The following is a 21,312-nucleotide window of genomic DNA, read 5'->3' as shown; positions in this document are numbered from 1 at the left end:
ATTGTTTCCAGAAACAACTTGTGATAGTATAGTAGTAAATACTTCATATGAATGTTGAAAAGAATTTAATACAATATATTAAAAGAAGGAGCACAAAATGATAAAAAATAAACCAGAAGCCTATGGAATATCTTCAGATAATCTGTTGTGTATGGTACAGGAACTGGAGACATTTGTCGAAGATATTCATTCTATATCTGTAGTATGCGATAACGATGTGATTTTTTCAAAATGCATTCAACCATATACGGAAGAACCTATGCAGATGCTTCATTCATTTTCGAAAAGTATGAACAGTATTGCAGTAGGGATTGCAATCGACGAGGGAAAATTACATCTGGATGATCTGGTGATAGATTATTTTAAAGAGTATTTGCCGGAAGAATATGATAAACGAATCGATCAGCTGACAGTTCGTAATCTGTTAACAATGGCAGCAAATTCCTGCAGATTAAGCACCTGTTTTCGTGGAGTGACAGATTCCTGGATCACACATTATTTTACATATAAATTACCCCATGATCCGGGAACTGTCTTTCAGTATGATACAGGAGCAAGCTACATGTTGTCTTCACTGGTTACAAAAACCATGCATAAAAATGTGCTTGCACTGATGAAAGAACGTGTTTTGAAACCAATGGGTATTACCGATATCGAATGGCTGGAAAGCCCAGAAGGCAATACAGTCGGAGGATGGGGGTTGTATTTGAAAACACCTGACATCGCGAAAATTGCAATATTACTTGCCAATATGGGAAAATGGAACGGAAAAACACTTATTCCGGAAGAATATCTTAAAGAAGCAACCAGAAAACAGATTGATACTCCCGAAGAAAAATATCCAGTCTGTGGATACGGATATCAGTATTGGATCACTGCTGATCATTCCTTCGGCGTTTATGGAGCTTTCGGAAATGTGATCGTGGTTAATCCAGAGAAAAAACTGGCAGTTGCAATCACAGCAGGAGCAAGTGATAAAAATGGAAATCCGAACCGTCTGATTAGCAAAATCGTAAATGAAAAGTTGTTTATACCGACAGAGAGAGGAACATTGAAAACAGATGTAGATGGAGAGAAAAAACTGAAAAAATATCTGGATGACCTGTGTCTTCCATATCCGGAAGGAGCAAAAAATTCCTGCTTGGAAGGAAAATGGTTTGATAAAACACTCTCCTTTGAAGAAAATGACCGGAAAATTCAAAGCATAGAGATTAATAGAAAAACAGAAAATGAACTGCTGATTAATTTTCACCTGAAGGACAGGATGGTAAGTGTAGAGGCTGGATTTGAAAACTGGATTACACAGGAAGCTGTATTTGATGATCCGCATCATTTTCTTAATAGCTTTTCTTATGCATTCAAAGATGATAAGACATTGGTGATAAAGCAGTACTGGTTAAATATGTCAGGTTACGATATCTATACGCTGCATTTCCAGGATGACAGTGTAAATGGAATGATTATCACAAGCGTAAAACTTGGCGGAGCTGTACCGATTGAACTTTCAGGAAACATACAGTAGGGGGATAAAACTATGGATATGAGTTTATTGGGAATTATTGTTGCACTTGTTGTGTTGATTATTATTTGCTATCGTAAATTTAACCCAGTTGTGGGAACATTAATATGTGTTGCAATTTTGGCAATATTCAGTGGTTTGTCTGTGTTGGATACAATTACAGATACATATTTTACAGGATTTTCTGATTTCCTGAAGAATAACTTTTTGCTTTTTGCAACCGGAACCGTATTTGCATCTTTGATGGAAGGATCCGGAGCTGCAGCAGCATTTGCAAAAATGATCTATTCTAAAGTGGGTGGACGTGGAGCGATTTATGGTTGTATGCTTGCAGTGCTGATCTTAGGATATATAGGTGTGAATGGATGGGCATTGATGTTTATCGCTTATCCGATCTTCCTGTGCGTATTTAAACAGGAAAATCTGCCAAGATGGTTGATTCCGGGTGTTATTTATACTTCTCTGGCGTATAACAGTTCCATGTTCCCGGGTTCTCCTTCTATATTGAATGTGCTTCCAACACAGTATCTTGGTACAGATACTATGGCAGCTTCCGGTCTTGGTATTGCAACTGGTATCTTCTGCAGTATTCTGTGTATTATTTATCTGGAGTATGAATTCAGAAAAGCAAAGAAAAATAATGACGGATTTGTAATTACACCTGATATTGCAGAAAAAATGAAAGCATTTGAAGAATTGGAGATTGTAAAACCATGGAGATCTGTGGTTCCGATGATTCTGTTATTTGTTCTGTTAAATGTATTTAAGGTAAATGTAAATATTGCAATTATTTTAGCTTCTTTCTGTTGTGTGATTTTATATTGGAATACTACTCCGAAAAAACTGAATTTGATCGATGACGGTGTAAAACGTGCCAGCATGGTAATTATGAATACTGCAGCAGTTGTTGGATTTGGTTATGTTGTTAAATCAACTGTGGGATTCCAGAATCTGATAGATATGTTGTCAAACCTTGGTGGAAACCCACTGATTTCTTTTGCAAGTGCTACCACATTAATCGCTGGAGCAACTGGTTCCGGTTCTGGTGGTATCGGAATCGCTATGGAGGTATTTGCACAAAAATATATGGACTTGGGAGTAAATCCTGCAGTTTTACACCGTATAGCTGCAATTGCATGCAATGGTCTGGATACACTGCCGCATAACAGTATGGTGATTACCTGCTTGGCTGCCTGTGGTATGACACATAAAGAAAGCTACAAACCGATATTTATCACATCTGTATGTATTACATTAATTGGACTGGCATTTGCAGTATTTCTTGGAATTGCATTTTATTAAGAAGTAACAGATTACTATAGAGTATGCAAAAGAGTCATTAAAATTCCACAGAGAGTGGAAAGGTAAGATAGAGGTAGTAGCGACTGTTCCTGCGCAAATGAGGATGATTTGTCTCTTGCATATCACAAACATCGGTGTACAAGGGGTACAAACAAGATAAAATAGAAATGAGGGGCGATAGAGCGGAAATGTCAGATTTTCCACTCTATCTGAACACGATCGCTGGTGGCCTTGATCGTAGAGATCAAACCATCGGCGGCTTTTCTTTTGTCGTCAAAATCTATGCTGTCCCAGTTGTCGAGATAATAGGACAACTTCTTTATCTGCTGGGGAGATATGGTTTCAACGCTCAATTCGGCGATTGCCTTTGAAATGGTCTGGCGTCTGGTGTCCAGTTCTTCAATTTTTTTGTTGGCGTAGGCAAGCAAGGTCGCATTGGCTCCGGTCAGCGTATCCAGCAGCTTTTCAATTTCTGCCTCCACCTGTGCCAGCTCCACTTGATAGGCGGTCAGCTTCGGATTGACTTTTTCCTCCCTGCCGTGGAGTATCTGAAAGTCTTTGAACTTCTCCTGCATGGCCGAGAAAATGAATTGCTCAAATTCTTCTTTGCGGATTTTCCCGCAGCCCGGACAGCCTTTGTTTTCCGTCCGTTTGGTACAGCGGAAATAGCCGGTGCTGTTTGGTACATGGGTGGCTTTCAGAGCATACCCACAATGCCCGCATTTGATTTTTCCGGCCAGCCAAGTATTTTTCGGTTTCCGTCCCTGCTGGAAGGTGGTATTTGCCATAAGTTTTTTCCGGCATTTCAGCCATGTGTCAGAGGAAATGAGTGCTTCATGGGGAGCGATAACAAGTATCTGGTCTTTTAAGTACCTGTCCTTGTCCTCCTTCACATCCCGCCCCTGATAGAGATAGCAGCCGTTTGTTCCGGCAAAGTCAGAAGCGTCATTGACAATCGCTGCACCCTGACTCTTGAAAAATTCGTACAGCTCCAAATCGGCCTGTGCGTAAACGGGGTTTCTTAAAAGCTGGGAAAGAAATGTACGGAACATGGATTTGCCATAAATTTTTATGTCATGTTCCTCGAAGTATCGGGTAATATCTCCGAAGGAGGTTTCCGGTTCAGCGTACATTTCAAACATCAGCCGAACATGGTCGGCGGCTACGGGGTCGGCAACCATTTTCTTTGTGCGGATACCCTCTACCACAGTAGGCTCTAACTGATAACCGTATGGTGCCTGCCCGCTCATGTGGAAGCCTTTAAGGCACCGGGAATAGTAGGCGTCTGTGACACGCTTCTGAATTGTCTCACGTTCAAGCTGGGCGAATACAATGCAGATATTCAGCATAGCCCGGCCCATCGGGGTCGAAGTATCAAACTTTTCCGTGGAGGATACAAACTCCACATCGTACTCTTGAAACAGCTCCATCATCGTTGCAAAGTCCAGAATAGAGCGGCTTATACGGTCCAGTTTATACACGATGACCCGTCTGACCTTTCCCTTGCGGATCTCGCCCAACAGCTTTTGAAACTCCGGCCTGTCCGTATTTTTACCGGAATAGCCTTTGTCCTTGAATACCCGGCAACTCCCACCTTTCAATTCATACTTGCAAAAGTCAATCTGACTTTCAATGCTGATACTGTCCTTGCGGTCTACTGACTGTCTTGCGTAAATACAATCTTCTCTGATAAATTCCATATTGGGCTCCTTTCCTTGTTGGAATGGAGCTACCAACCTTACAACTATATTATACCATCAGCAGCCCCGGACAACAATGTTGCGAATGATTAGGGAAATCTGTCTCCATATTTGCGGAACACCTCATAAAGACAACGCTCAATTTCTTTTTTGCGCTGTGCTTTCTCCTTCGGGGGAAGTACCGGCGTGAGGCTTTCCAGCACAATGATCTTCCCTTGAAATGCGACAGACTTTGTTTCTCGTTCATAAGTGACAGCTTGCGTCATTGAAAACCTCCTTTGCGAAAGTGCGTGTATATGCCTGCCTTTCCCACTTGTCCCGTGGGGAAATGTCAAAAGACGGCACCCAGCAGGTGTCGCCCTTTGAGCTTTCTCCACTTCGGGTCGATGTGACCCGAGGTCAGTAAGGACTGGAATGGTACTTTTCTTTGGCGTCCTCCACGCTGTTGAGGTCAAATACTTCATAAAGCTGCCCCACAACACGCCGTATATCCTTCTTTGAAAATCCGCAGTCCTCCATTGCCATAATGACATAACCACGGCAGGCGTCATTGCTCCATTCGTCCGGTTCCAAGCCGGGGATCATTCCAAACGCATTTCCCATAAAGTGCTCCTTTTTTTGAAAGATGGGGAGCCACGCCGGATTGGTTGGCCTATCATCAGACAGCATTGCCGGGGGCTCCCCATAGGTTTTCACTTCATTTCAGACACACCGGACGGGCATAGGCTTCATGCCCCATAGTATTTCAACTCTCCCCATTCTGATGGCAAGGCGTTCTCATTGCCTGCGACGGCTCACGGCTTGCAAGGCCGCTTCAACGCTCGGACTGTGACTAAACGCAAGTATCCGGGTTCTGCGCCTGTTCCGGTGGAGCCAGCCTTTCCCCACCTATGGCATGGACCTGTTCGCTTGCTCAGTTTTACAAAGACTGTATTCTCTGAAATCCGAGGTCATGGCGGGTCTGTCACACAGCGCGTTTCCCTTCGTATCCGGGTGTCTTTTTATTCAATTTTCAATCTGCATGAGGCTTGTCTGAACCTCGGGCCATTGTGACCCGAAGTGTTTTGCCTCTCATAAGCCATTTCATTTTCCGGCCTAAATCGGTACGCCTTACAAAGAATTTTTCAAAATTTTTTCTAAGTGCCGCAGACCTCGCTCGATTGCGACACGAACCACTTTTTCATGGACGCCCTCTGCCCGGGCAATATCCTGTTTGGTCATGCCGAGAATGAAATGAGCGTAAATCCGTTTTGCCTGTTTGTTCGGCAGACTGGCAATCGCCGCATGAAGCTCCTGCATGGTCACTTTCCGCTCATACAGTTCATGGGGAGATAAGGCGACAAAGACAGCTTCATGCTCCAGCCCGTCATCCCGATCAAGGGAATAGTAGGCTTTGTGGCGGTATGTACGCAGCCGGTAGGCAGCCTCTTTACGATCAAACTCTTTGAACATTTCTGCAACTTCTTCCGATACTTCCATGAAGCAATCCGATGTATAGAATGGGTAATAGTCCCGCAAATTGATAATAGCCATATTGACCTCCGTTTCGGTTGTTGGTTGACGAGTGACCGAAACGAAGGCGGCGGGGAGCGGCACCGGGGAATGGCTTCGGGCCAACATGACCCGAAGCCGCCCCATAAGAACGCAAAAGCGCCCGAGCGGCATGAAGCCACACGGACGCATGAAATGACATAATAGTTAAGGTTCCAACAAATTTCGCATACATAGCCGGAATAACCCGGAGGCGGGGCTATGCTTTTTTTAACTGATGTAGGTCATGGGCACTGTGAAAAAAGGCAAAGATAGACACGGCGGCAATCCTCCTATATGCCGCCGTGGATTTACACGGTGTTAGGTCGTCGTTGGTTTAGGGGGGCGAAAAGAAACGGCGGCTCTGATTTCTCAAAACCGCCGTATCGTCAGTGATATAGGAAAGCACACGAAATCCTCTGCCCGTCAGCGGTTTTTTTCTTTTCCCCGCTGTGGGGGCAGATGTTTCTTAATTGATTTACCACAAGCATAAACTACAAATGTTACACAAATGTCCGAGGCGTCTTTGATTTCGACAGAAAAACAGGCTGAATTGTTACAAAGCTCGGACATTTCAAAAATTTCTTTGAGAAATGACGAAAAAAGCGGGGCAGCACACGCCGCCCCGCCGATCCCATACGGTTATTCCATTGCCCGCATTTGTTCAATCAGAGATTGTTTTTTCTGTCTGTGGATTGTCCATACAGACAAGATTAGCTCCATTCCGAACAATACCAGAATGAACAGCCCCATTTCCAAAACCGGGAATTGATAAGGCACTACATTTCCGGCAAAAGCACCTACACTCATTTTTCTGCAAGCAAAGATGGAAGCCGGAAGCCCAACGATCAGCGTTGCCAATGTTGCAAAGAGCGCATAGCACAGCCCCTCACAGATGTTCATTTTACATAGCTGTTTTTGTGTTAGGCCGATAGAACGCAGAATACTGTTTTCCTGCTTTCGGGCGATCTGGTTAGAGAGTGTCGTGTTAATCAGGTTGATAACGCCAAAGAGAAATACCAGCCATGACAGTACCTCCATACTGCCAAACGCAAAAGAATTTGTCATTTCTTCATATTCAATCACTGTATTGATTTCATCTAAGGCAATATTACTATGGCTGGCAACAATATTTTTCAATTCAGCTCCCACATAGTCCGTTTTTTTAGGGTCATTTACAATGCTCCATGAATAGTCAAAAGAGGTGATTTCCGGGTGCAGTTCGTGGAACAACGCTTCTGGTGCAAAAAGAGTTGCCCCATCTAAGTGCATCCTGCCATGTCCTGAATATACCTTTGCAGGAGCGTATAACCCCGATATGGTAACAGAAACGGATGGCTGTTCTTCTCCCAAAGAAATCTCAACCGTTGAACCAACACCCATATCCTCATTCTGCTTTAGCACATTATAGTCAATTACAATACTACGGGAATCTGTTGGCATGGTTCCCTCTGTCAGAGCCGCTTCAACTACCGCATAATTCTGGTCGGTCAGCATATCGCACATACCACCAGCTTGATGAATCTCTGTTTTATAAGTTGCATGGAGAGATTGCCTGCTTGGAATTATATCTGTAACGCCATCAATAGATAAGATTTCCTGCTTTAATTCCTCATTCAATGGATTTCCCGCTGCCATAACCTTTTCTTCTGTCATTTCAGAATCCAAATAAATTTTATAGTCGCCGTCTAGGAAAAACTGTCTTGCAAGCGCCTCTGGTGAGCGCAGCAAAACAATGGAGGATACCACAAGCAGGATAATTCCGCCCAAACTCAATGAGGCTACAATAGCAACGGTCTTTTTTCGGTCACGCCTAAAATTTGCAATTCCCATTGAAACAGGATTGAGCTTGATATTCTTTTTCCGGCTGCGGATGTCCTTTTGCGCCGGGGTAAAATGGACGGCTTCAATGGGGGAAATCCCTGCCGCAATTTTCACCGGCTTACGGATGGAAACAGATACCATGATCCAACTGCTTATAAGCGTTAAAATAACCGTTGCCACATAGGAAACAGCGTTAAAACCCTTGGAAAACAGGAGGAAACCGCCGCATACGCCCAGCACTGTGCCAATCAGAATCCCGATACTGCCGAGTTTGCGTCCCTCGTTCTTTACAATCCGCTTGATTTGCTTTGGTGTCGCACCAATCGTCCGAAGCTGCCCGTAGCTTTGGATTTTGTCATTGATGGAGATACGGAAGATACTCTGGATCACAATATAGCCGCCAATCAGAACAAGGGCAATCACACCTGCCATCAGTGCAAAATCAAAGGATTTAGAAGCATAGGCAAAATACTTACTGTTCATTTTGGGCATAGGAAGCTGATATTCCTCTGCAATCTCCCTGCAATAAGAGGTCATCAGTTCCTCACCCAACTGATCGCTGTTTTTGAAATGGGCATAGGCGCGATAGCCAGCCGGGTCAAACCCATTCCATTCTGTTAGGGCAGCTTTGGAAAGAATGATCGCGCAGGTATTCGCTTCCTTTTCATTTACACTGTTCATAATGCCGGTAACGACATAATCACCATGAAAACTCTCGGTGTCTAAGGTCACAGTGTCCCCGATCTTGGCATTGTTTCCATAGGTGGAAAGAAAGTATTTGCTTACGACAATTTCATTTGCTTTTTCAGGAACCCGGCCCTCTAATAACTCCATCTGCGCCTTGGTAATCTCCATCATTTGTGTGTCACAATACACATAGGACGCATGATAGCCCTGTTCTGAAAGTTCCTCACCGAGCATATAGTAGCCGCCTACACGCTCAAACTCCGGCAGTCCTTTCAGGGTTTCAATGTCGTTTTCCTCCACGCCCAGCCAGACCGCCTCATAAGTATCGACAACCTGATTGCGCTGCATTTGTGTCAGGGAGGTAGACACAATTCCCGTAAAGCAGATTAGAAACGCCGCCAGTGCAACGGCAATCACCACCATCAGATTCCGGCGCTTCTCGCTTTGCAAACTTTTCTTTGCCAGCTTCTTTGTAATGGCGCTGGTATCATTCTCAAAAGGCCATGTCATAGCCTGCCACCTCCTTACTCCACAATCTTGCCGTCCTCAATGCGGACAATCCGATCTGCAAGGCGGGCAATGTCGTTGTTGTGGGTAATCATCACAACAGTTTGCCGGAACTCTGCACTGGTGCGCTTGATAAGCCCCAGCACCTCGGCGCTGGTCTTGCTATCAAGGTTGCCGGTTGGCTCGTCGGCCAGAACAATAGCCGGTTTGGTAATCAAGGCGCGGGCGATAGCCACACGCTGCTGCTGGCCGCCGGAAAGATTGTTCGGCATATTTTTCAGTTTATCTTCCAGCCCCAGCAGGTGAACGATCTCGTCCAAAAACTTCTGATCCACCGTGTCCCCGTCCAGCTCCACCGGCAGGACGATGTTCTCATACACATTCAGGATAGGAACAAGGTTATAGTTCTGGAAGATAAAGCCGATGTTGCGGCGGCGGAAGATGGTAAGCTGTTCGTCGTTCATTTTCGACAGTTCTTTGTCCCGGACAATCACATTGCCGGAAGTAGGGGTGTCCAGCCCGCCCATCATGTGAAGCAGGGTGGACTTGCCGCTGCCGGAGGTTCCCACAACGGCCACAAATTCGCCGTCATTTACAGAGAAGTTCACGCCGTCAAGGGCGCGGGTGATATTCGGCTCTGTACCGTAATACTTTTTCAGGTCGATAGTCTGTAAAATTCTCATAAAATTCAATCCTTTCTTTGTTTGTTGTAAATGCGGAACGCTGCTGCGCCGGTGGCCGCCAACTGTACCAGAATCAGCACAGCGAACAGTCCGAAGCTCTCATAGTAGAACAGTTCATCCCAAAACAGGAGAACATCGCAGAGGGCAGTCAAGGCAACCGTCCAGCGGATGTGCTGGGCCAGCCTTTGCCAGAACGCCAGCACAAGGGCAACGGGCGGGACGATCAGCAGCGCCAGATTCAAAATCATGGTCGGGGTCAGTTCCATTGCAACGCCTCCTCACTTTTGTTGATAAGGTCATTGTAAAACCCAAATGTCTGCGAAATGTTACAGCGGCCAAAAAATTTCATCGAAAATCGGGGTGAAATGTTACAACGCTCGGACATTTCAAAATTATTATTCAACTACCCTTAATCGAGCTACAATACTTGTTTTTCTAAAATAGCGAAACGAAACATGAGGAACTATAATCGCCACAACGCAAATAACAATTCCCTCTAATATCAACGGGAAAATCGTAGGCTGTATTGTAAACAGCCATAAGTCAGGTTGATTAAAGAAAGTAGGAAGAATTGTATTTGCAACAATAAGAGAGAGAGGTAAACCCATTACACAAATCAGAAATGCGTAAAACAATCCCTCCAATACGGTCAATTTGTTAATTTGTTTTTTCGTCATTCCGATGCTCTCTAATGTAGCAAATTCCCGTTGCCGGTTTATAATGCCCGTTATAATGATGTTGGAAAAATTCACAAGCCCGATACTTCCTAATAGAAACCCAATAAGGCCACCTATGATAAAAATAGTTTGTTTTAATCCATTCATAGTTTGTGCCAATGTTTCAGACGATGCGTATTCAACGGTAGGCAAAGAATTGATGTACTCGGTCGCTGGCAAAAAGTGTTCTTTTTCCACATCAAACACATAACTCATTATGGCTGGATTGTTATACAATTCCACAAACATCTCATTACTCATATAGAAAATAGGACAATCGCCGCCAACATCAGTGTAGCCAACATTCTTACCCGGAGATTCTACCAATGAAAAATCAACCACTGCACGCGCAATTACCGAAACCGTTTTATAAGGCAATCCATCTTTGTAAATGGTAACTTCCTGATTGAGCGGACAAAGAAATTCAGGAGATTCATTTGGGTTGATCGCTGAAATTTCTATAACATAGTTTCCACTTTCCAAATATGAGGTTAGTTGCTGTATATCTGTTTCTCCCTCAATGAAATTCAATTTAGGAAGTATTGATTTTTCTACCCCGTAAATATTGCAAAGAGGTCGATAATCAACACCGAGTTTTACTGGATAAGTTCTGCCATCAACCATACCACTTCGTATAAGGTGATTATCTTCTGTGTATTCGTCTAATACTTCCGTGACCAAACTACCATAATCATAAGTAACACTGACATCATCCAAAGTGTTTTTATAAATTCGACTTCCGTTCAGCACAGGAATATTATTTTCAATATCAGATATGATTTCATTACTAACAGAATCATCTTTAAATCGAAAACCTTGCACATTAGAAAATGTGTTTGGGCTTGCCACAACAAAATCAAATGAGGTAACAGAAGATACATATTTTTTAACATCAACACTATTTCCGATTGCGATTGCACTGTTTAGGAGAATAATGCAGAGTATCATGGATAAGACGATAAATATGGTACGCTTTGAATTTCTTCTTAAATTTCTCCATGCCATTTCTATTATTCTATTCTTAAACGAAAGACGATTCTTGTTGGCACTATGATAATTGTCTTTTTCATAGTATCTGGTTGCCTCAATGGGCGAAATCGTAGCTGCAATTTTGAATGGTTTCTTTATGCTCACCCAAACAGTAATCGCACTAAATATCCCGGCAACGACAAAAATAATAGGATTAAAACTCAAGTTCACAGAAAGATTGTGATACTCGCCTTTCATAAAATTAAGAATCCACGGAAGCATAAGTATTCCTACTATATATCCTAAAATCAACCCAATAGATATACCAATTATAGACAGCCAAAATGCTTGCTTATAAACAATTCGCTTGATTTGCTTCTCCGTTGTTCCGATTGTTCTTAATAAGCCATATTTCTTTATTTCTTGAACAACAGAAATCTCAAAAATATTGCGAATGAGCAAATAGCCCGTTATTACAAAAATCATAATAAAAAACAGGGCTGCTATTATGGCAATCCAATTTACAGATGTACCAGTGGATGGGCTGGTTCCCCTAATTTGCAAAATAGTTGTCTGTATAGACTGGATCGCTCCAACACATAAAGTCGTTACAGAAGTAAAAAGCATTGATGTTAAAACGATTGCTATTACAGCAACAATATTTCGTAATTTGTTGGCTTTGAAGCTTCTTTGCGCCAGCTTCTTTGTAATGGCGCTGGTGTCATTTTCAAAAGGCCATGTCATAGTTGTATCACCTCCATATTTGATAAGGGTATTGTAAAACCTAAATGTCCGCGAAATGTTACAGCGGCCAAAAAATTTCATTGAAAATCGAGGTGAAATGTTACAACGCTCGGACATTTCAAAAAAATTTACGGCGGGCAGCCGGAAATGGCCGTCCGCCGCGTTTTATTTTGTCGGCAGCATAATGGAAAATTCTGAACCCTTGCCCGGCTCCGAAACCACTTTGATATAGCCGCCTTGCCGCGTTACGATCTCGCGGGCCAGATACAGGCCAATGCCCACGCCCTGCTGTTCGTGTACTTCTTCCTCACGATAGAAGCGCCGGAAGATGGCAGCCTGATTGCTTTCGGAAATGCCCTTGCCGGTGTCGGTCACTTTGACCTCCACATACATTTCCCACAGCACCACTGACACGGCGATTTTCCCGCCTGCCGGGGTGTACTTCACTGCATTGTCCAGCAGGTTAAAGAGGGCTTCGGATGTCCACTTGCTGTCATGGAAAACGGTCAAATCCTCCGGGCAGTCCACGGACACAGCGATTTCCTTTTTCTCCGCTGCATACACAATCCCACTCATGGCCTGCGCCACGGTATCAAAGAGGCGACCCGGTTTCTTATCCAACTGGATCACGCCCGTTTCCAGCCGTGAGGTTTTCACAAGGGCCTGAAAGAGAAAGTCCAGCTTATCCGTCTGGCTGCGGATTCCCCGGATAAAGTCGATGCGCTCCGCCTCGGTCATGGGCTTTTCCAGCAGGGTGTCCGTCGCCATTTTCAGATTGCTTACCGGCGTTTTCACCTGATGGGAAATATCCGATACAAGGGTCTGTAACTCCTGCCGTTCCTCGTCCACCCGGCGGCGGTTCTCCTGCATGATCTGGTAAAGCCTTGCCAGCCGGTGTCCGATTCTGGCAAGCTGGGTTTCGCTGTCCTCTGGCCGCTGGGGCGCTTCATTCCCGGCGATCATGTGGTCTAAGGTCTGGCACAGGTCAGCGGTAAACTGCGACAGCCGCTTTCCAAACGCCTGCGTCAGTACAAAAATTCCCACAAGGGCGCACAGCAGCAGCGCCCCGCCCGTCAGCAGCACCGCCGTCTGTTTTGTCACAAGAAACAGGGCTATGGTGATCCCGGACATGGAGAGGACAAGCCCCATTGCCACCCGGCCAAACAGCCGCTTTACCGAGAGGTTTTGAAACTTCATTTTGCCTCGCCTCCCGTCCATTGATAGCCCATGCCGTAAACGGTCTTAATGTAGGGCGCGCCGCCGTCGGATTCAATCTTGCTGCGAATCCGGCTGATGGAGGTTGTCAGGGTGTGTTCGTCTACAAACCTCTCGTCTATATCCCACAGCTTTTCCAAAAGCTGCCCACGGGTCAGCACTTGCCGGGGATTTTTACGGAACAGGTTCAGCATTTTGTACTCCATCGGGGATAGGGTCAGGGGCTTGCCGTTTAAGGAAGCCGTCTGCTCCGAAAAGTCCAGAAACAGCCGCCCGTCGTTGTAAATATCCTTGGCCGGTTTGTGGTGTTCCAGCATGGCGAACATGGCTTTGATTTTTCGCTGCAAGGCCCTGATCACAAAGGGCTTTGTGATGTAGTCCACCGCGCCCACCTCATAGCCCCGTATATGGTCGCTCTCCTGATCGTTGGCGGTCAGGAAAATTACGATAGTGTCCGGGTGCTGGGGCTTTATCAGCTTGCACAGCTCAAAACCGTTCCCATCTGGCAGGTTAATGTCCAGCAGCACTAAATCAAATTTCCGCTGGCGGATGGCGTCGGCTGCGGTTCTGGCATTTAGGGCGGCGGTCACGCCGTAGCCGTCTGCGGTCAGGTTATAGGCCAACATCTTATTCAAAAAACTGTCGTCCTCGACAATTAAAATCTGCTTCATATCCTCACTTCCTTTGCTTTTTGCAGATAGTATAACAGGCAAATGTCCGTGAAATGTTACAGCGGACGAATTTTTGAAAAAATTATTTCTTCATAAATTATATAGCCTGTTGGCTTTTACATCAAGATTTTACAAGTGAATAGTGAAATGAAATACTACCTTACATAAAGTTTCATTACATTCTCATAATCCAACCAGAAATGTACAATGATATAGGGTGATATGAGAATGAACCAAGATGAAAGAAGGTTTGACTTTCACGGCCTCGGGGCAGCTCTCAAAAGAGCCAGAGAAGAAAAGGGCTGGACACAAGCCTACGTTGCGGAATTAGTAGACCGTGACTCCCGTACCATTATGAATATTGAGAACAAAGGTCAGTATCCCAGCTTCGACCTTTTTGTTAAACTCATTACCATGTTTGACGTTTCAGTTGACCAGTTTATTCATGCGGACGGAGGGGCAAGGTCAAGTTCTTGCAGAAAGCACATTGATGTGCTCCTAAATTCTATGAATGAAAAAGAGCTTGTTGTAATAGAAGCCACAGCCGAGGGCATTAAGAAAGCCAGAGAAACGGAGGTTCCAGAATAAGGGCCTCTGTTTTTTTTGCGCCATTTTAGGGACTGCCGCTAAGTGGCAAGCAATGCCTCTGTGGCCACAAGTGGCACAAAGGCGGCTTGTTGGGGCTCGCCCCAAACCCGTATCTTCGGGCCAACATGGCCCGAAGTGTCAGCGTCGCTTTGCTCCTTATTTTCATAACCTTAACGCGCCTTTTCCTGCTTTCTTCCCGGCTCGGTGTAGCCCATCAGAGTGTCAATGTTCGCCTTGATCGTGACGAGCTCCTGCATATCCCGTCGTGCCTTCTGGTATTCTCCATAGAGCTGTTTTTTCTTTGCTGTGAGCTTGCGGCCTTCCTCCTTCAGCACATCCATTTTAGGGAGCTTCGCCCCGCCCAGCAGAGAGCGCATTTCCGCTTGTGCAGCCCGGTACAGTTCAAGGTCGGCCTCATGCTCCGCAAGGAATTTCCGGCTGTACTTCGTCGCCTTATACTGCTCAAAGACTGGGCGGGTTTTGGCATACTGAACCGTTGCGGCCTTTAGCCCGGCATTGGTTTTCATGGCCTGTTCCGTCTGCTTGACCTGTTCGGAAATAACATGGAAACGGTCTGCTGCCTCGGTGGCTTTCTTCGCCAACTGCTCATAATCGGTCAGGTTATTGTCCTGTATATAGGCAAGAGCGGCGGCCATCTGCTTAATGTTAAATACCTTCGCCCAGCGTTCATATCCCGGCCCCTTACCGGCAGCCAGCTTTGCTTGAATATCCACCGCCAGACTGATTTTCCGCTCCGAGCGCCCGGGGCGTTTTTCTTTGCCCTCAATGGCGGACAGAACATCTTGCAAGTCGTAGCCGTCCCCCAGCGTGGAGGCACGCAGACGGGTGAAGCGTTCCTGGCCCTGCCCGGTCAGCCGGAAGCTGATACCGCCGCCTCGAACCGTCTTGACCTCATACCCGGCCCGCTTCATCAAATTGAGAAATTCGTCCAGATCAGCGGGGCGTTCCGCCAGCGCAGTATCAATAGCAAGGCGCAGTCGGTCCTGATAGGAAAGCGGCCCTTTCCGGTCTTTCTGCCACTCCCCATAGTTCCGATACTTGCTCTTGCTCCGGGGCTTCGGGTTCTCCACGATGGACAGCCCGTTTTCAAGGCACAGCCTGTCAGAGAGCCGCCGAAGGGCGAAGCTGGAGCCCCAAAAATTTCGGAATTTCCGGGTGCAGTCAAGGGTGGTGGAGTTGTAATAAATGTGACAATGGATGTGCTGCTTATCGGTGTGCGTGGTAACGATAAAAGCGTGCCGCCCCTTTGTCCAGCGCATAGCCAGCTCATAGCCGATACGGTTCGCCTCCTTCGGGGTGATCTCGCCCGGATAGAAGGATTGTCGTATCTGATAGCACAGCACATTATTTTCTTTCTTCTGTTCCCGGCCCGTCATAGCGGCATAGCTGGCCTTTGCCAAAAGGAACTCGTCCGCCACGGTGGCCGGATCACATTCATAAGCGGAGATATACTTTCCGCTTTCTGTTTTCTCCGGGTCCTTGCCATAGTCCAGACAATCCCGGATAGCCTCAGCAATCGTTTCGCCTTCGCCCGCATGGCGCTGTAACAAAGTTGTGGTAGCCAAAAATCATTCCTCCTTTCCATGAGAAAGGGGCGGCCCATTCAGACCGCCCCGACTTCGGGCCAGTATGGCCCGAGGCTGCTTAACTTGCCAGAAACCGGTACAGAGCGGATTTGCCTCCGTCCAGCGCCCACAGAAGGGAGCCCGCCGCCGCTTGCAGTCCATACGGCGAAAGAAGAAAGGCAAGAAACAGAAATACAATCCCGCCTATGGGCGTCGGCGTGAAAAAAAGAGCGACACCCAGCACCGCCAGGATCACAGAGGCAATCGTCAGCAGGACGGCACAAATATCAAACAGGAACACCAGCAGAGCCGCCAGAAGGGACAGCGCTAAAGCAAAGGGAGCAACCAATATTTTCAGCAGTATCTTCATCTTCAAAACCTCCTTTATCTATCCTTCCTACCTCTATTTTATCATGCCTGCCCGGGGACATAAATGTTGCGAAAGATTAGTAAATCCTGTCCTAAAACTTCGGGGCATGCTGGCCCGAAGTGGTAAAAAAAGAACAGGGCGGCAAGCCCCGCAACGGAAGCCTGCCGCCCTCGTCTTACTTTGCCACCAGCTCGGAAAGCTCCCGCAGCACCTTTGACACCTCGCCCCACAGCTTTTCATAGTCCCGCTTCAATCCGTCGATTTCCTCCGGGTACACGCCATAGGTATGTGCGTGTATGGCAACCTGATTGAGATTGTTAGAACAGCGCCGTTGCAGAGAGATCAGCTCTTTTACGGGCGCAAGGTCGATGTGCAGGATATACCCGTTCAGAGCCATTTTCCGCACATAAGCCCCGGCGTTGGAAATGCCCGCCTCGGTCATCCGCTCATGGATGGCCGCCAGCTCGTCCGGCGTTACCATAACGTGCAGATGGACATTCCGCTTGCGGTTCTCCATCAGCGTTCCAGCTCCCGGCCTTTCCGGCGCTCTTTGGGTTCCTTTACCTTATCAAGCGGTTTTGCGTCCAGCTCCGGGGGCGTGGGCGGGATGGGCGTATTGTTGGGTACGCCGTCGATCATGTTGCAGTTCTGCTCTGTGGAGAGCTCGGCGGTTTTCAGATAGTTGTCTTTTTCGTGCATGGCGATCCTCCTTTATCGTTCCTCATGGTTTTTATGGCTCCGCTTCTGGCCGGGCTCCTTCGGGGGTTCCTGCCCTCTGGTTTCATCTTTGAGCCGGGCAGTAATGGATGGGCGCACCCGGTCAGGATTGCCCGGTGCTGGTTTCAGCTCATAATCCTCCATCTGCTTTTCGGTCAGCGGCTTTGCGTAGGTCAGTTCGCCCCATGCCATCAGCCTGCCGTCTGCCACAGGACGCCGCCTGTCATCATCGTAGTTGACGATGGAAAGAGGCTGGTTATCCGGCGGCTTCGGGTAAGTTCCTATGTCCACGGGCCGCTGGGTGGAATAATAGCGGTAAACGCCCTCCGCTCCCAGCTCGGTATGCTTGACCGCCACATGGTAAAGCTGCTGATAGTCGTCCACCCGGCGGTCAAAGTCCCTCTGCGCCCACGCCTGACTGGTTCCATAGCGGCCCCAGTAGTAATCCCGATGGCCGTTTTCCCCCTCGGTAAACTGCCAGGTCACAAAGGGGCTCGGCGCTCCCGGATTATGCCCCAGCGCAAAGCCGTGTCCGGTTTCAAAGGTGGCAGCTTTCAAAATCACATATCCTTGTACTGTCTCCAAGAGATCCCTCCTTTCTGTGCCTCGGGCCAACATGACCCGAAGTGCTGGATGTTACGAAATAAGAGGGCAGACCGGGGAGGAATGTAATAAGATATTCCCACCCCGGAAACACCCTCAAAAAAGCCCGGAATGTCAAGCCTTTGGAGGCGACAAATCGTAACAGCCGCCCGGCCTTTTCTCCCGCATTTTCCTCATGCGTTCCCGGCTTTTCCGACGGTTTCCTTCGGCCTTGCAGACGTCGGAGCAGTAGGCTTGACGCCCCTCGGGCAAAAACGCCTTTCCGCAGACCGCACAGGCCCGCAGTTCCGGGGAGATGCCTTCCGTTGTCAGCGCCGCTTGAAGCTCCGGGTCAAGGGGCAGGACAGCCTCACGGAAGTAACGGCAGTACGCCCCTGTCCAGCACTTGTGCAGCATATAACAGGCACAGTCCAGAGGAAGGCACAGGCCGCTTTCCCTGTCATAGTTGGCACACATCCCCGTGACCAGAGAACGGATTTTCTTCTTCTCGTCACGGGTCAGCTCCCGGGCGTCCATTTAAGACTTCGGGCCACGATGGCCCGAAGGGCGGGGCTCCACGATCAGCGCCCGGAATTTCTTCCGGCACTGTTTTTTCTTTCCTTTGCACTCCTTGTAGTAACGGCATCCCTTACAAGGGTTGTCATTGTCCCAGCCAGGGTGCGGTACTTCCTTCATCATTCGTTCAAAAGGGCTGCTTGTAAAATTCATTCTCATTCCTCCGTATCTTCCTCCCACGGCGGGGTATCTTCGTCCTCGGGTTCCTCTGCGATCTCCTCCAGCTCCCCGTCCTCATATTCGCAGTAATCATCTTCCAAATCCGGGGCCTCATGCTTCGGCTTGTAAATCTTGAAATAGTAACCAATCCCACCGCCGGCCAGCACCACCGCACCGATCAGGAGCAGAGAGAGAAGGGGGCTGTCCTTTTTCTCCGGCTCGGGGTCCGGTATTTCCTCCACCGGTTCGGTGGGCTTTGGCTCTGGCTCCGGGGTCACTTCTTTGGGCGGTTCCTTGCCCTGTTCAGCAAGCGGAAGAAGGTCGTCTACGGTAACGGTATTGAGGAAATAGACGTTCTCGCTGGTTTTCTGCTTGTCGATCACCAGATAAAACACGCTCTCGTCTGCTGTGGTGATGGTGTAGAACTCTTTACCGTCCTCGTCGGTGCCGTTGTCCACCACGGTTCCCGTCCCGTCCGGGGTAAAGGGGTTCTGGGTTTCCGGCTCTGCTTCGGTTTCTGCCGGGGAGGGAGCTGTCTCCGGCTGCGGCTCGCTGCTCTGTGCATAGGCCGGGACCGTAAAGATCAGGCAACACAAAAGGCTGGCAGCCATCGCCGCCAGCCTGCGAAATTTAGTTTTCTTCATGGGCCGTGTCCTCCTTTTCGGGTGCCTCCGGCTTCGGGTCAGTATGGCCCGAAGCGGTAAGGCTGTTTTTGGGGTCATTCAGAAAAGCCATAAGCTGGGCGGGCGTCAGTTTGAGGGAGCGCACCGCCTGCACGATCTGGCTGTTTTCTTCCTCCTGTTTCTGCTTTTCCAGCTCCCGGATTTTGGCCTGCCATTCGGCGGCCTTCTCCCGGGCTTTTTCCAGTTCCTTATCGAGCTTGTCGATTTTGTTCATGCAAGGACTCCTTTCCTCTGGCTCACAAACGCCCGAAGGCATAGAAATGTGTCTGCCAGTAGCTTGAATTGATGTTTGCGTATTGGATGGGCGACCCACAATGGAGCATCATCCGTCGCCCACATAAATCCCAACATGGGACACAGGGCCGGGGCTGTCATAGGTTCCCGTGAAAAAAATAATGTCGCCGGGCTTTGCCTCGGAGGAGGAAATGATAGCACACTGGTTGTAAATGCCCTGCGCTGTGGTACGGGGTAGGTTGTGGACGCCGCTGGCCGTGTACACCCAGCAGACAAAGCCCGAACAGTCAAAGGAGGTGGACGGGCTGGAGCCGCCCCACACATAGGGCCAGCCGATGTACTTTGTGGCTTCTTCCATGAGCGCCGCAAAAGCCGGGTCATCCAGCGCCTCGCCGGGTATCTCATAGCTGGGGCCGGTATCTTCGCCGCCGTTGTAAATCCCTTCCCACAGATAGGGTTTGTTGCCTTTGAGCTGCTGCATAACGGTGTAGATTTCCCGCTGCTGTTCGTTAAGCCTCGGCAGGATCACGGCGGGCAGCGTCTTGTTTGTGAGGGTCACATTGAGAATGTAATACTCATAGGGGACTTCCTCGGTGGTGGTTTCCCCGGTCTCCGGGTCAGTGCTGGTTTCGGTGCGGTAGCGTATCTCGACTTCCTCCGTCAAGGTCAGCTCATACTGTGCCTCGAAGATCTCCCGCAGTTCGTCCTGCACCTGTTCCCGGAAATACACATGGTACTTTGCCGAGAGATAGGATGCCAGCTCATAGGGGTTATGGCCGATCTCGTCCACGGAATAGCGGTACTCGTCATAGCCGGGATGGGTGCTTTCGATGTTCGCTACCGTCTGCGCCAGCTCGTTTTCCAGTGCCGTGTAGTCCTCGTCCACCCCCAGCAGGTCCGTATCCTCCGAGGCGTAGGAGGTGCCGGATAACGCATTGGCAAGGCCGCTGCCAAGCGTGGGAAAGATAGAGCTTACCGCCGACACAAGAAAACAGAGCAGCAACAGCAGGAGCAGGACCAGCACAGCCACGGGATGACGGGTCACAAACTGCGCCGCCCGACGGGTCGCAGTTCCCGAAGCGGCAGCGGTTTTCTTTGCGGCCTTTGCGCCCTGTTTTGCAGCCGCCTTTGCTTCTTTGGAATACCGGCGTTTCAGTTTCCATTTCTGCTGCACACGGGAAAGCGGATTGCTGGCAAGTTCCGGGTGCTCGGAGGCCATCTTTTGAAAATCCACATTGGCCCGGGCTTTTATGTCCTTCCGTTCCCACTTTGCCACCTTCCGGGCTGGGTGTTCCCGCCAGCGGCGTTTGGCATAGCGGGTCAGTTTCCGGGCTCCGGCCTCTGCGGCCAGCTCGGATTTATGGGCTCCTTCCACACCCACATTTTCATGCTCAACCTCGTGTATCTTGTTGTGGACATAGAACCACGCTTCTGTACGGGCTCCCCGGACTGCCTTTTTTGCAAGCCCCGGCGGCTTCTTCGCTGCCCGTTTTGCCTCGGTCTTGTCCAGTTTCTCCCGGGCCTTTCCCAGCTTTTCCCCGGCGTGTTCCGCTTTTGCCTGTGCTTTCTGGTACTTGTCCTTTTTGCTCCCGGCCTTCTCGGCGGAGCCCTCCGGCTCCTGTGCCTTGCCGGTATCCTGCGGCCCGCCCGCTTCATCTTCCTGCCTCATGCGGTCAGAGGGACGGCTTTTCCGGCTGTCCTCTTGAAACTTACCGCTTTTGGACTTCGGGCCATTGTGGCCCGAAGGACT

At 48.3% G+C, this 21,312-nt stretch carries 22 protein-coding genes and 1 pseudogene; 3 read left to right on the top strand and 20 right to left on the bottom strand.

The annotated features are described in order from the left end of the window. Positions 1-97 precede the first annotated feature (97 nt). Both DXA55_RS14775 and DXA55_RS14770 read left to right on the top strand, forming a co-directional pair. Complete coding sequence (locus DXA55_RS14775; RefSeq protein WP_117814539.1) at positions 98-1,522, top strand: serine hydrolase domain-containing protein; 1,425 nt, start codon at positions 98-100, stop codon at positions 1,520-1,522. Between the two features lie 12 nt (positions 1,523-1,534). Next, positions 1,535-2,821 carry a GntP family permease gene (locus DXA55_RS14770; RefSeq protein WP_117814538.1) on the top strand — a complete coding sequence of 429 codons (1,287 nt, stop codon included), beginning with the start codon at positions 1,535-1,537 and terminating at the stop codon, positions 2,819-2,821. Positions 2,822-3,012: 191 nt separating this feature from the next. Here DXA55_RS14770 and DXA55_RS14765 read toward each other — a convergent pair whose 3' ends face one another. The 10 genes from DXA55_RS14765 to DXA55_RS14725 form a co-directional block, all read right to left on the bottom strand. Next, complete coding sequence (locus DXA55_RS14765) at positions 3,013-4,521, bottom strand: recombinase family protein (RefSeq protein WP_117814537.1); 1,509 nt, start codon at positions 4,519-4,521, stop codon at positions 3,013-3,015. A gap of 89 nt (positions 4,522-4,610) precedes the next feature. After that, positions 4,611-4,787 (bottom strand): hypothetical protein, encoded by a 177-nt coding sequence (locus DXA55_RS17375; RefSeq protein WP_165483719.1) that lies wholly within the window; start codon positions 4,785-4,787, stop codon positions 4,611-4,613. A 133-nt stretch (positions 4,788-4,920) separates the two neighbouring features. Then, on the bottom strand, positions 4,921-5,124 hold the full coding sequence (locus DXA55_RS14760) for a hypothetical protein (RefSeq protein ID WP_044927990.1): 204 nt from the start codon (positions 5,122-5,124) through the stop codon (positions 4,921-4,923). A 507-nt stretch (positions 5,125-5,631) separates the two neighbouring features. Continuing rightward, complete coding sequence (locus tag DXA55_RS14755; RefSeq protein ID WP_044927992.1) at positions 5,632-6,054, bottom strand: RNA polymerase sigma factor; 423 nt, start codon at positions 6,052-6,054, stop codon at positions 5,632-5,634. 639 nt (positions 6,055-6,693) lie between these two features. Next, a complete protein-coding gene (locus DXA55_RS14750) occupies positions 6,694-9,072 on the bottom strand; it encodes an ABC transporter permease (protein ID WP_117814535.1) in 2,379 nt (792 codons plus the stop codon). Between the two features lie 14 nt (positions 9,073-9,086). Then, a complete protein-coding gene (locus tag DXA55_RS14745) occupies positions 9,087-9,752 on the bottom strand; it encodes an ABC transporter ATP-binding protein (protein ID WP_005927557.1) in 666 nt (221 codons plus the stop codon). A 5-nt stretch (positions 9,753-9,757) separates the two neighbouring features. Next, positions 9,758-10,018, bottom strand: coding sequence for a hypothetical protein (locus DXA55_RS14740; protein WP_005927561.1), 261 nt, complete (start codon positions 10,016-10,018; stop codon positions 9,758-9,760). A gap of 129 nt (positions 10,019-10,147) precedes the next feature. Then, positions 10,148-12,181 (bottom strand): ABC transporter permease, encoded by a 2,034-nt coding sequence (locus tag DXA55_RS14735; protein ID WP_044960748.1) that lies wholly within the window; start codon positions 12,179-12,181, stop codon positions 10,148-10,150. Positions 12,182-12,346: 165 nt separating this feature from the next. Beyond that, on the bottom strand, positions 12,347-13,378 hold the full coding sequence (locus DXA55_RS14730) for a sensor histidine kinase (RefSeq protein ID WP_117814534.1): 1,032 nt from the start codon (positions 13,376-13,378) through the stop codon (positions 12,347-12,349). Beyond that, positions 13,375-14,067 (bottom strand): response regulator transcription factor, encoded by a 693-nt coding sequence (locus tag DXA55_RS14725; RefSeq protein ID WP_117814533.1) that lies wholly within the window; start codon positions 14,065-14,067, stop codon positions 13,375-13,377. Before DXA55_RS14725 ends, DXA55_RS14730 begins: the two co-directional genes overlap by 4 nt. A 228-nt stretch (positions 14,068-14,295) precedes the next feature. Between DXA55_RS14725 and DXA55_RS14720 the strand changes: the two genes are divergently transcribed. Beyond that, on the top strand, positions 14,296-14,655 hold the full coding sequence (locus DXA55_RS14720; protein ID WP_036626676.1) for a helix-turn-helix transcriptional regulator: 360 nt from the start codon (positions 14,296-14,298) through the stop codon (positions 14,653-14,655). Between the two features lie 170 nt (positions 14,656-14,825). Here DXA55_RS14720 and DXA55_RS14715 read toward each other — a convergent pair whose 3' ends face one another. From DXA55_RS14715 to DXA55_RS14670, 10 genes and pseudogenes are all read right to left on the bottom strand, one after another. Beyond that, positions 14,826-16,241 (bottom strand): relaxase/mobilization nuclease domain-containing protein, encoded by a 1,416-nt coding sequence (locus DXA55_RS14715; protein ID WP_117814532.1) that lies wholly within the window; start codon positions 16,239-16,241, stop codon positions 14,826-14,828. A 79-nt stretch (positions 16,242-16,320) separates the two neighbouring features. Continuing rightward, entirely contained in the window at positions 16,321-16,611 is a 291-nt protein-coding gene (locus tag DXA55_RS14710; RefSeq protein ID WP_009901657.1) for a CD1845 family protein, read from the bottom strand. Between the two features lie 175 nt (positions 16,612-16,786). Next, entirely contained in the window at positions 16,787-17,128 is a 342-nt protein-coding gene (locus tag DXA55_RS14705) for a plasmid mobilization protein (protein ID WP_117814531.1), read from the bottom strand. Beyond that, the gene (locus tag DXA55_RS14700) at positions 17,128-17,310 is read right to left on the bottom strand and encodes a DUF4316 domain-containing protein (RefSeq protein WP_003500078.1); all 183 of its coding nucleotides are present in this window, start codon (positions 17,308-17,310) and stop codon (positions 17,128-17,130) included. The genes DXA55_RS14705 and DXA55_RS14700 overlap by 1 nt, the downstream gene beginning before the upstream one ends. A gap of 12 nt (positions 17,311-17,322) precedes the next feature. Next, positions 17,323-17,946 carry a hypothetical protein gene (locus DXA55_RS14695; protein ID WP_117814530.1) on the bottom strand — a complete coding sequence of 208 codons (624 nt, stop codon included), beginning with the start codon at positions 17,944-17,946 and terminating at the stop codon, positions 17,323-17,325. Positions 17,947-18,045: 99 nt separating this feature from the next. Further along, positions 18,046-18,447 (bottom strand): cysteine-rich VLP domain-containing protein, encoded by a 402-nt coding sequence (locus DXA55_RS14690; RefSeq protein ID WP_025543447.1) that lies wholly within the window; start codon positions 18,445-18,447, stop codon positions 18,046-18,048. Continuing rightward, complete coding sequence (locus DXA55_RS14685) at positions 18,448-18,639, bottom strand: hypothetical protein (RefSeq protein ID WP_318272949.1); 192 nt, start codon at positions 18,637-18,639, stop codon at positions 18,448-18,450. A gap of 2 nt (positions 18,640-18,641) precedes the next feature. Further along, entirely contained in the window at positions 18,642-19,289 is a 648-nt protein-coding gene (locus DXA55_RS14680; protein ID WP_117814529.1) for a DUF4366 domain-containing protein, read from the bottom strand. Further along, entirely contained in the window at positions 19,276-19,542 is a 267-nt protein-coding gene (locus DXA55_RS14675) for a DUF4315 family protein (RefSeq protein ID WP_005927622.1), read from the bottom strand. Before DXA55_RS14675 ends, DXA55_RS14680 begins: the two co-directional genes overlap by 14 nt. A gap of 22 nt (positions 19,543-19,564) precedes the next feature. Continuing rightward, a pseudogene (locus tag DXA55_RS14670) lies at positions 19,565-21,231 on the bottom strand (CD1108 family mobile element protein). Positions 21,232-21,312: the final 81 nt, after the last annotated feature.

The organism is Blautia sp. OF03-13 (genome assembly GCF_003460685.1).
GTDB lineage: Bacteria > Bacillota > Clostridia > Lachnospirales > Lachnospiraceae > Fusicatenibacter > Fusicatenibacter saccharivorans.
Note: the sequence above shows the minus strand (reverse complement) of the source record. Positions and strands in the feature narration are given on the sequence as shown.

What these genes read in the sequence shown, in the direction of transcription:
- DXA55_RS14775 (WP_117814539.1), top strand. Translation starts at nt 98, where the DNA reads ATGATAAAAAATAAACCAGAAGCCTATGGAATATCTTCAGATAATCTG.
- DXA55_RS14770 (WP_117814538.1), top strand. Translation starts at nt 1,535, where the DNA reads ATGGATATGAGTTTATTGGGAATTATTGTTGCACTTGTTGTGTTGATT.
- DXA55_RS14765 (WP_117814537.1), bottom strand. Translation starts at nt 4,521, where the DNA reads ATGGAATTTATCAGAGAAGATTGTATTTACGCAAGACAGTCAGTAGAC.
- DXA55_RS17375 (WP_165483719.1), bottom strand. Translation starts at nt 4,787, where the DNA reads ATGACGCAAGCTGTCACTTATGAACGAGAAACAAAGTCTGTCGCATTT.
- DXA55_RS14760 (WP_044927990.1), bottom strand. Translation starts at nt 5,124, where the DNA reads ATGGGAAATGCGTTTGGAATGATCCCCGGCTTGGAACCGGACGAATGG.
- DXA55_RS14755 (WP_044927992.1), bottom strand. Translation starts at nt 6,054, where the DNA reads ATGGCTATTATCAATTTGCGGGACTATTACCCATTCTATACATCGGAT.
- DXA55_RS14750 (WP_117814535.1), bottom strand. Translation starts at nt 9,072, where the DNA reads ATGACATGGCCTTTTGAGAATGATACCAGCGCCATTACAAAGAAGCTG.
- DXA55_RS14745 (WP_005927557.1), bottom strand. Translation starts at nt 9,752, where the DNA reads ATGAGAATTTTACAGACTATCGACCTGAAAAAGTATTACGGTACAGAG.
- DXA55_RS14740 (WP_005927561.1), bottom strand. Translation starts at nt 10,018, where the DNA reads ATGGAACTGACCCCGACCATGATTTTGAATCTGGCGCTGCTGATCGTC.
- DXA55_RS14735 (WP_044960748.1), bottom strand. Translation starts at nt 12,181, where the DNA reads ATGACATGGCCTTTTGAAAATGACACCAGCGCCATTACAAAGAAGCTG.
- DXA55_RS14730 (WP_117814534.1), bottom strand. Translation starts at nt 13,378, where the DNA reads ATGAAGTTTCAAAACCTCTCGGTAAAGCGGCTGTTTGGCCGGGTGGCA.
- DXA55_RS14725 (WP_117814533.1), bottom strand. Translation starts at nt 14,067, where the DNA reads ATGAAGCAGATTTTAATTGTCGAGGACGACAGTTTTTTGAATAAGATG.
- DXA55_RS14720 (WP_036626676.1), top strand. Translation starts at nt 14,296, where the DNA reads ATGAACCAAGATGAAAGAAGGTTTGACTTTCACGGCCTCGGGGCAGCT.
- DXA55_RS14710 (WP_009901657.1), bottom strand. Translation starts at nt 16,611, where the DNA reads ATGAAGATACTGCTGAAAATATTGGTTGCTCCCTTTGCTTTAGCGCTG.
- DXA55_RS14705 (WP_117814531.1), bottom strand. Translation starts at nt 17,128, where the DNA reads ATGGAGAACCGCAAGCGGAATGTCCATCTGCACGTTATGGTAACGCCG.
- DXA55_RS14700 (WP_003500078.1), bottom strand. Translation starts at nt 17,310, where the DNA reads ATGCACGAAAAAGACAACTATCTGAAAACCGCCGAGCTCTCCACAGAG.
- DXA55_RS14695 (WP_117814530.1), bottom strand. Translation starts at nt 17,946, where the DNA reads ATGTTGGCCCGAGGCACAGAAAGGAGGGATCTCTTGGAGACAGTACAA.
- DXA55_RS14690 (WP_025543447.1), bottom strand. Translation starts at nt 18,447, where the DNA reads ATGGACGCCCGGGAGCTGACCCGTGACGAGAAGAAGAAAATCCGTTCT.
- DXA55_RS14685 (WP_318272949.1), bottom strand. Translation starts at nt 18,639, where the DNA reads ATGAATTTTACAAGCAGCCCTTTTGAACGAATGATGAAGGAAGTACCG.
- DXA55_RS14680 (WP_117814529.1), bottom strand. Translation starts at nt 19,289, where the DNA reads ATGAAGAAAACTAAATTTCGCAGGCTGGCGGCGATGGCTGCCAGCCTT.
- DXA55_RS14675 (WP_005927622.1), bottom strand. Translation starts at nt 19,542, where the DNA reads ATGAACAAAATCGACAAGCTCGATAAGGAACTGGAAAAAGCCCGGGAG.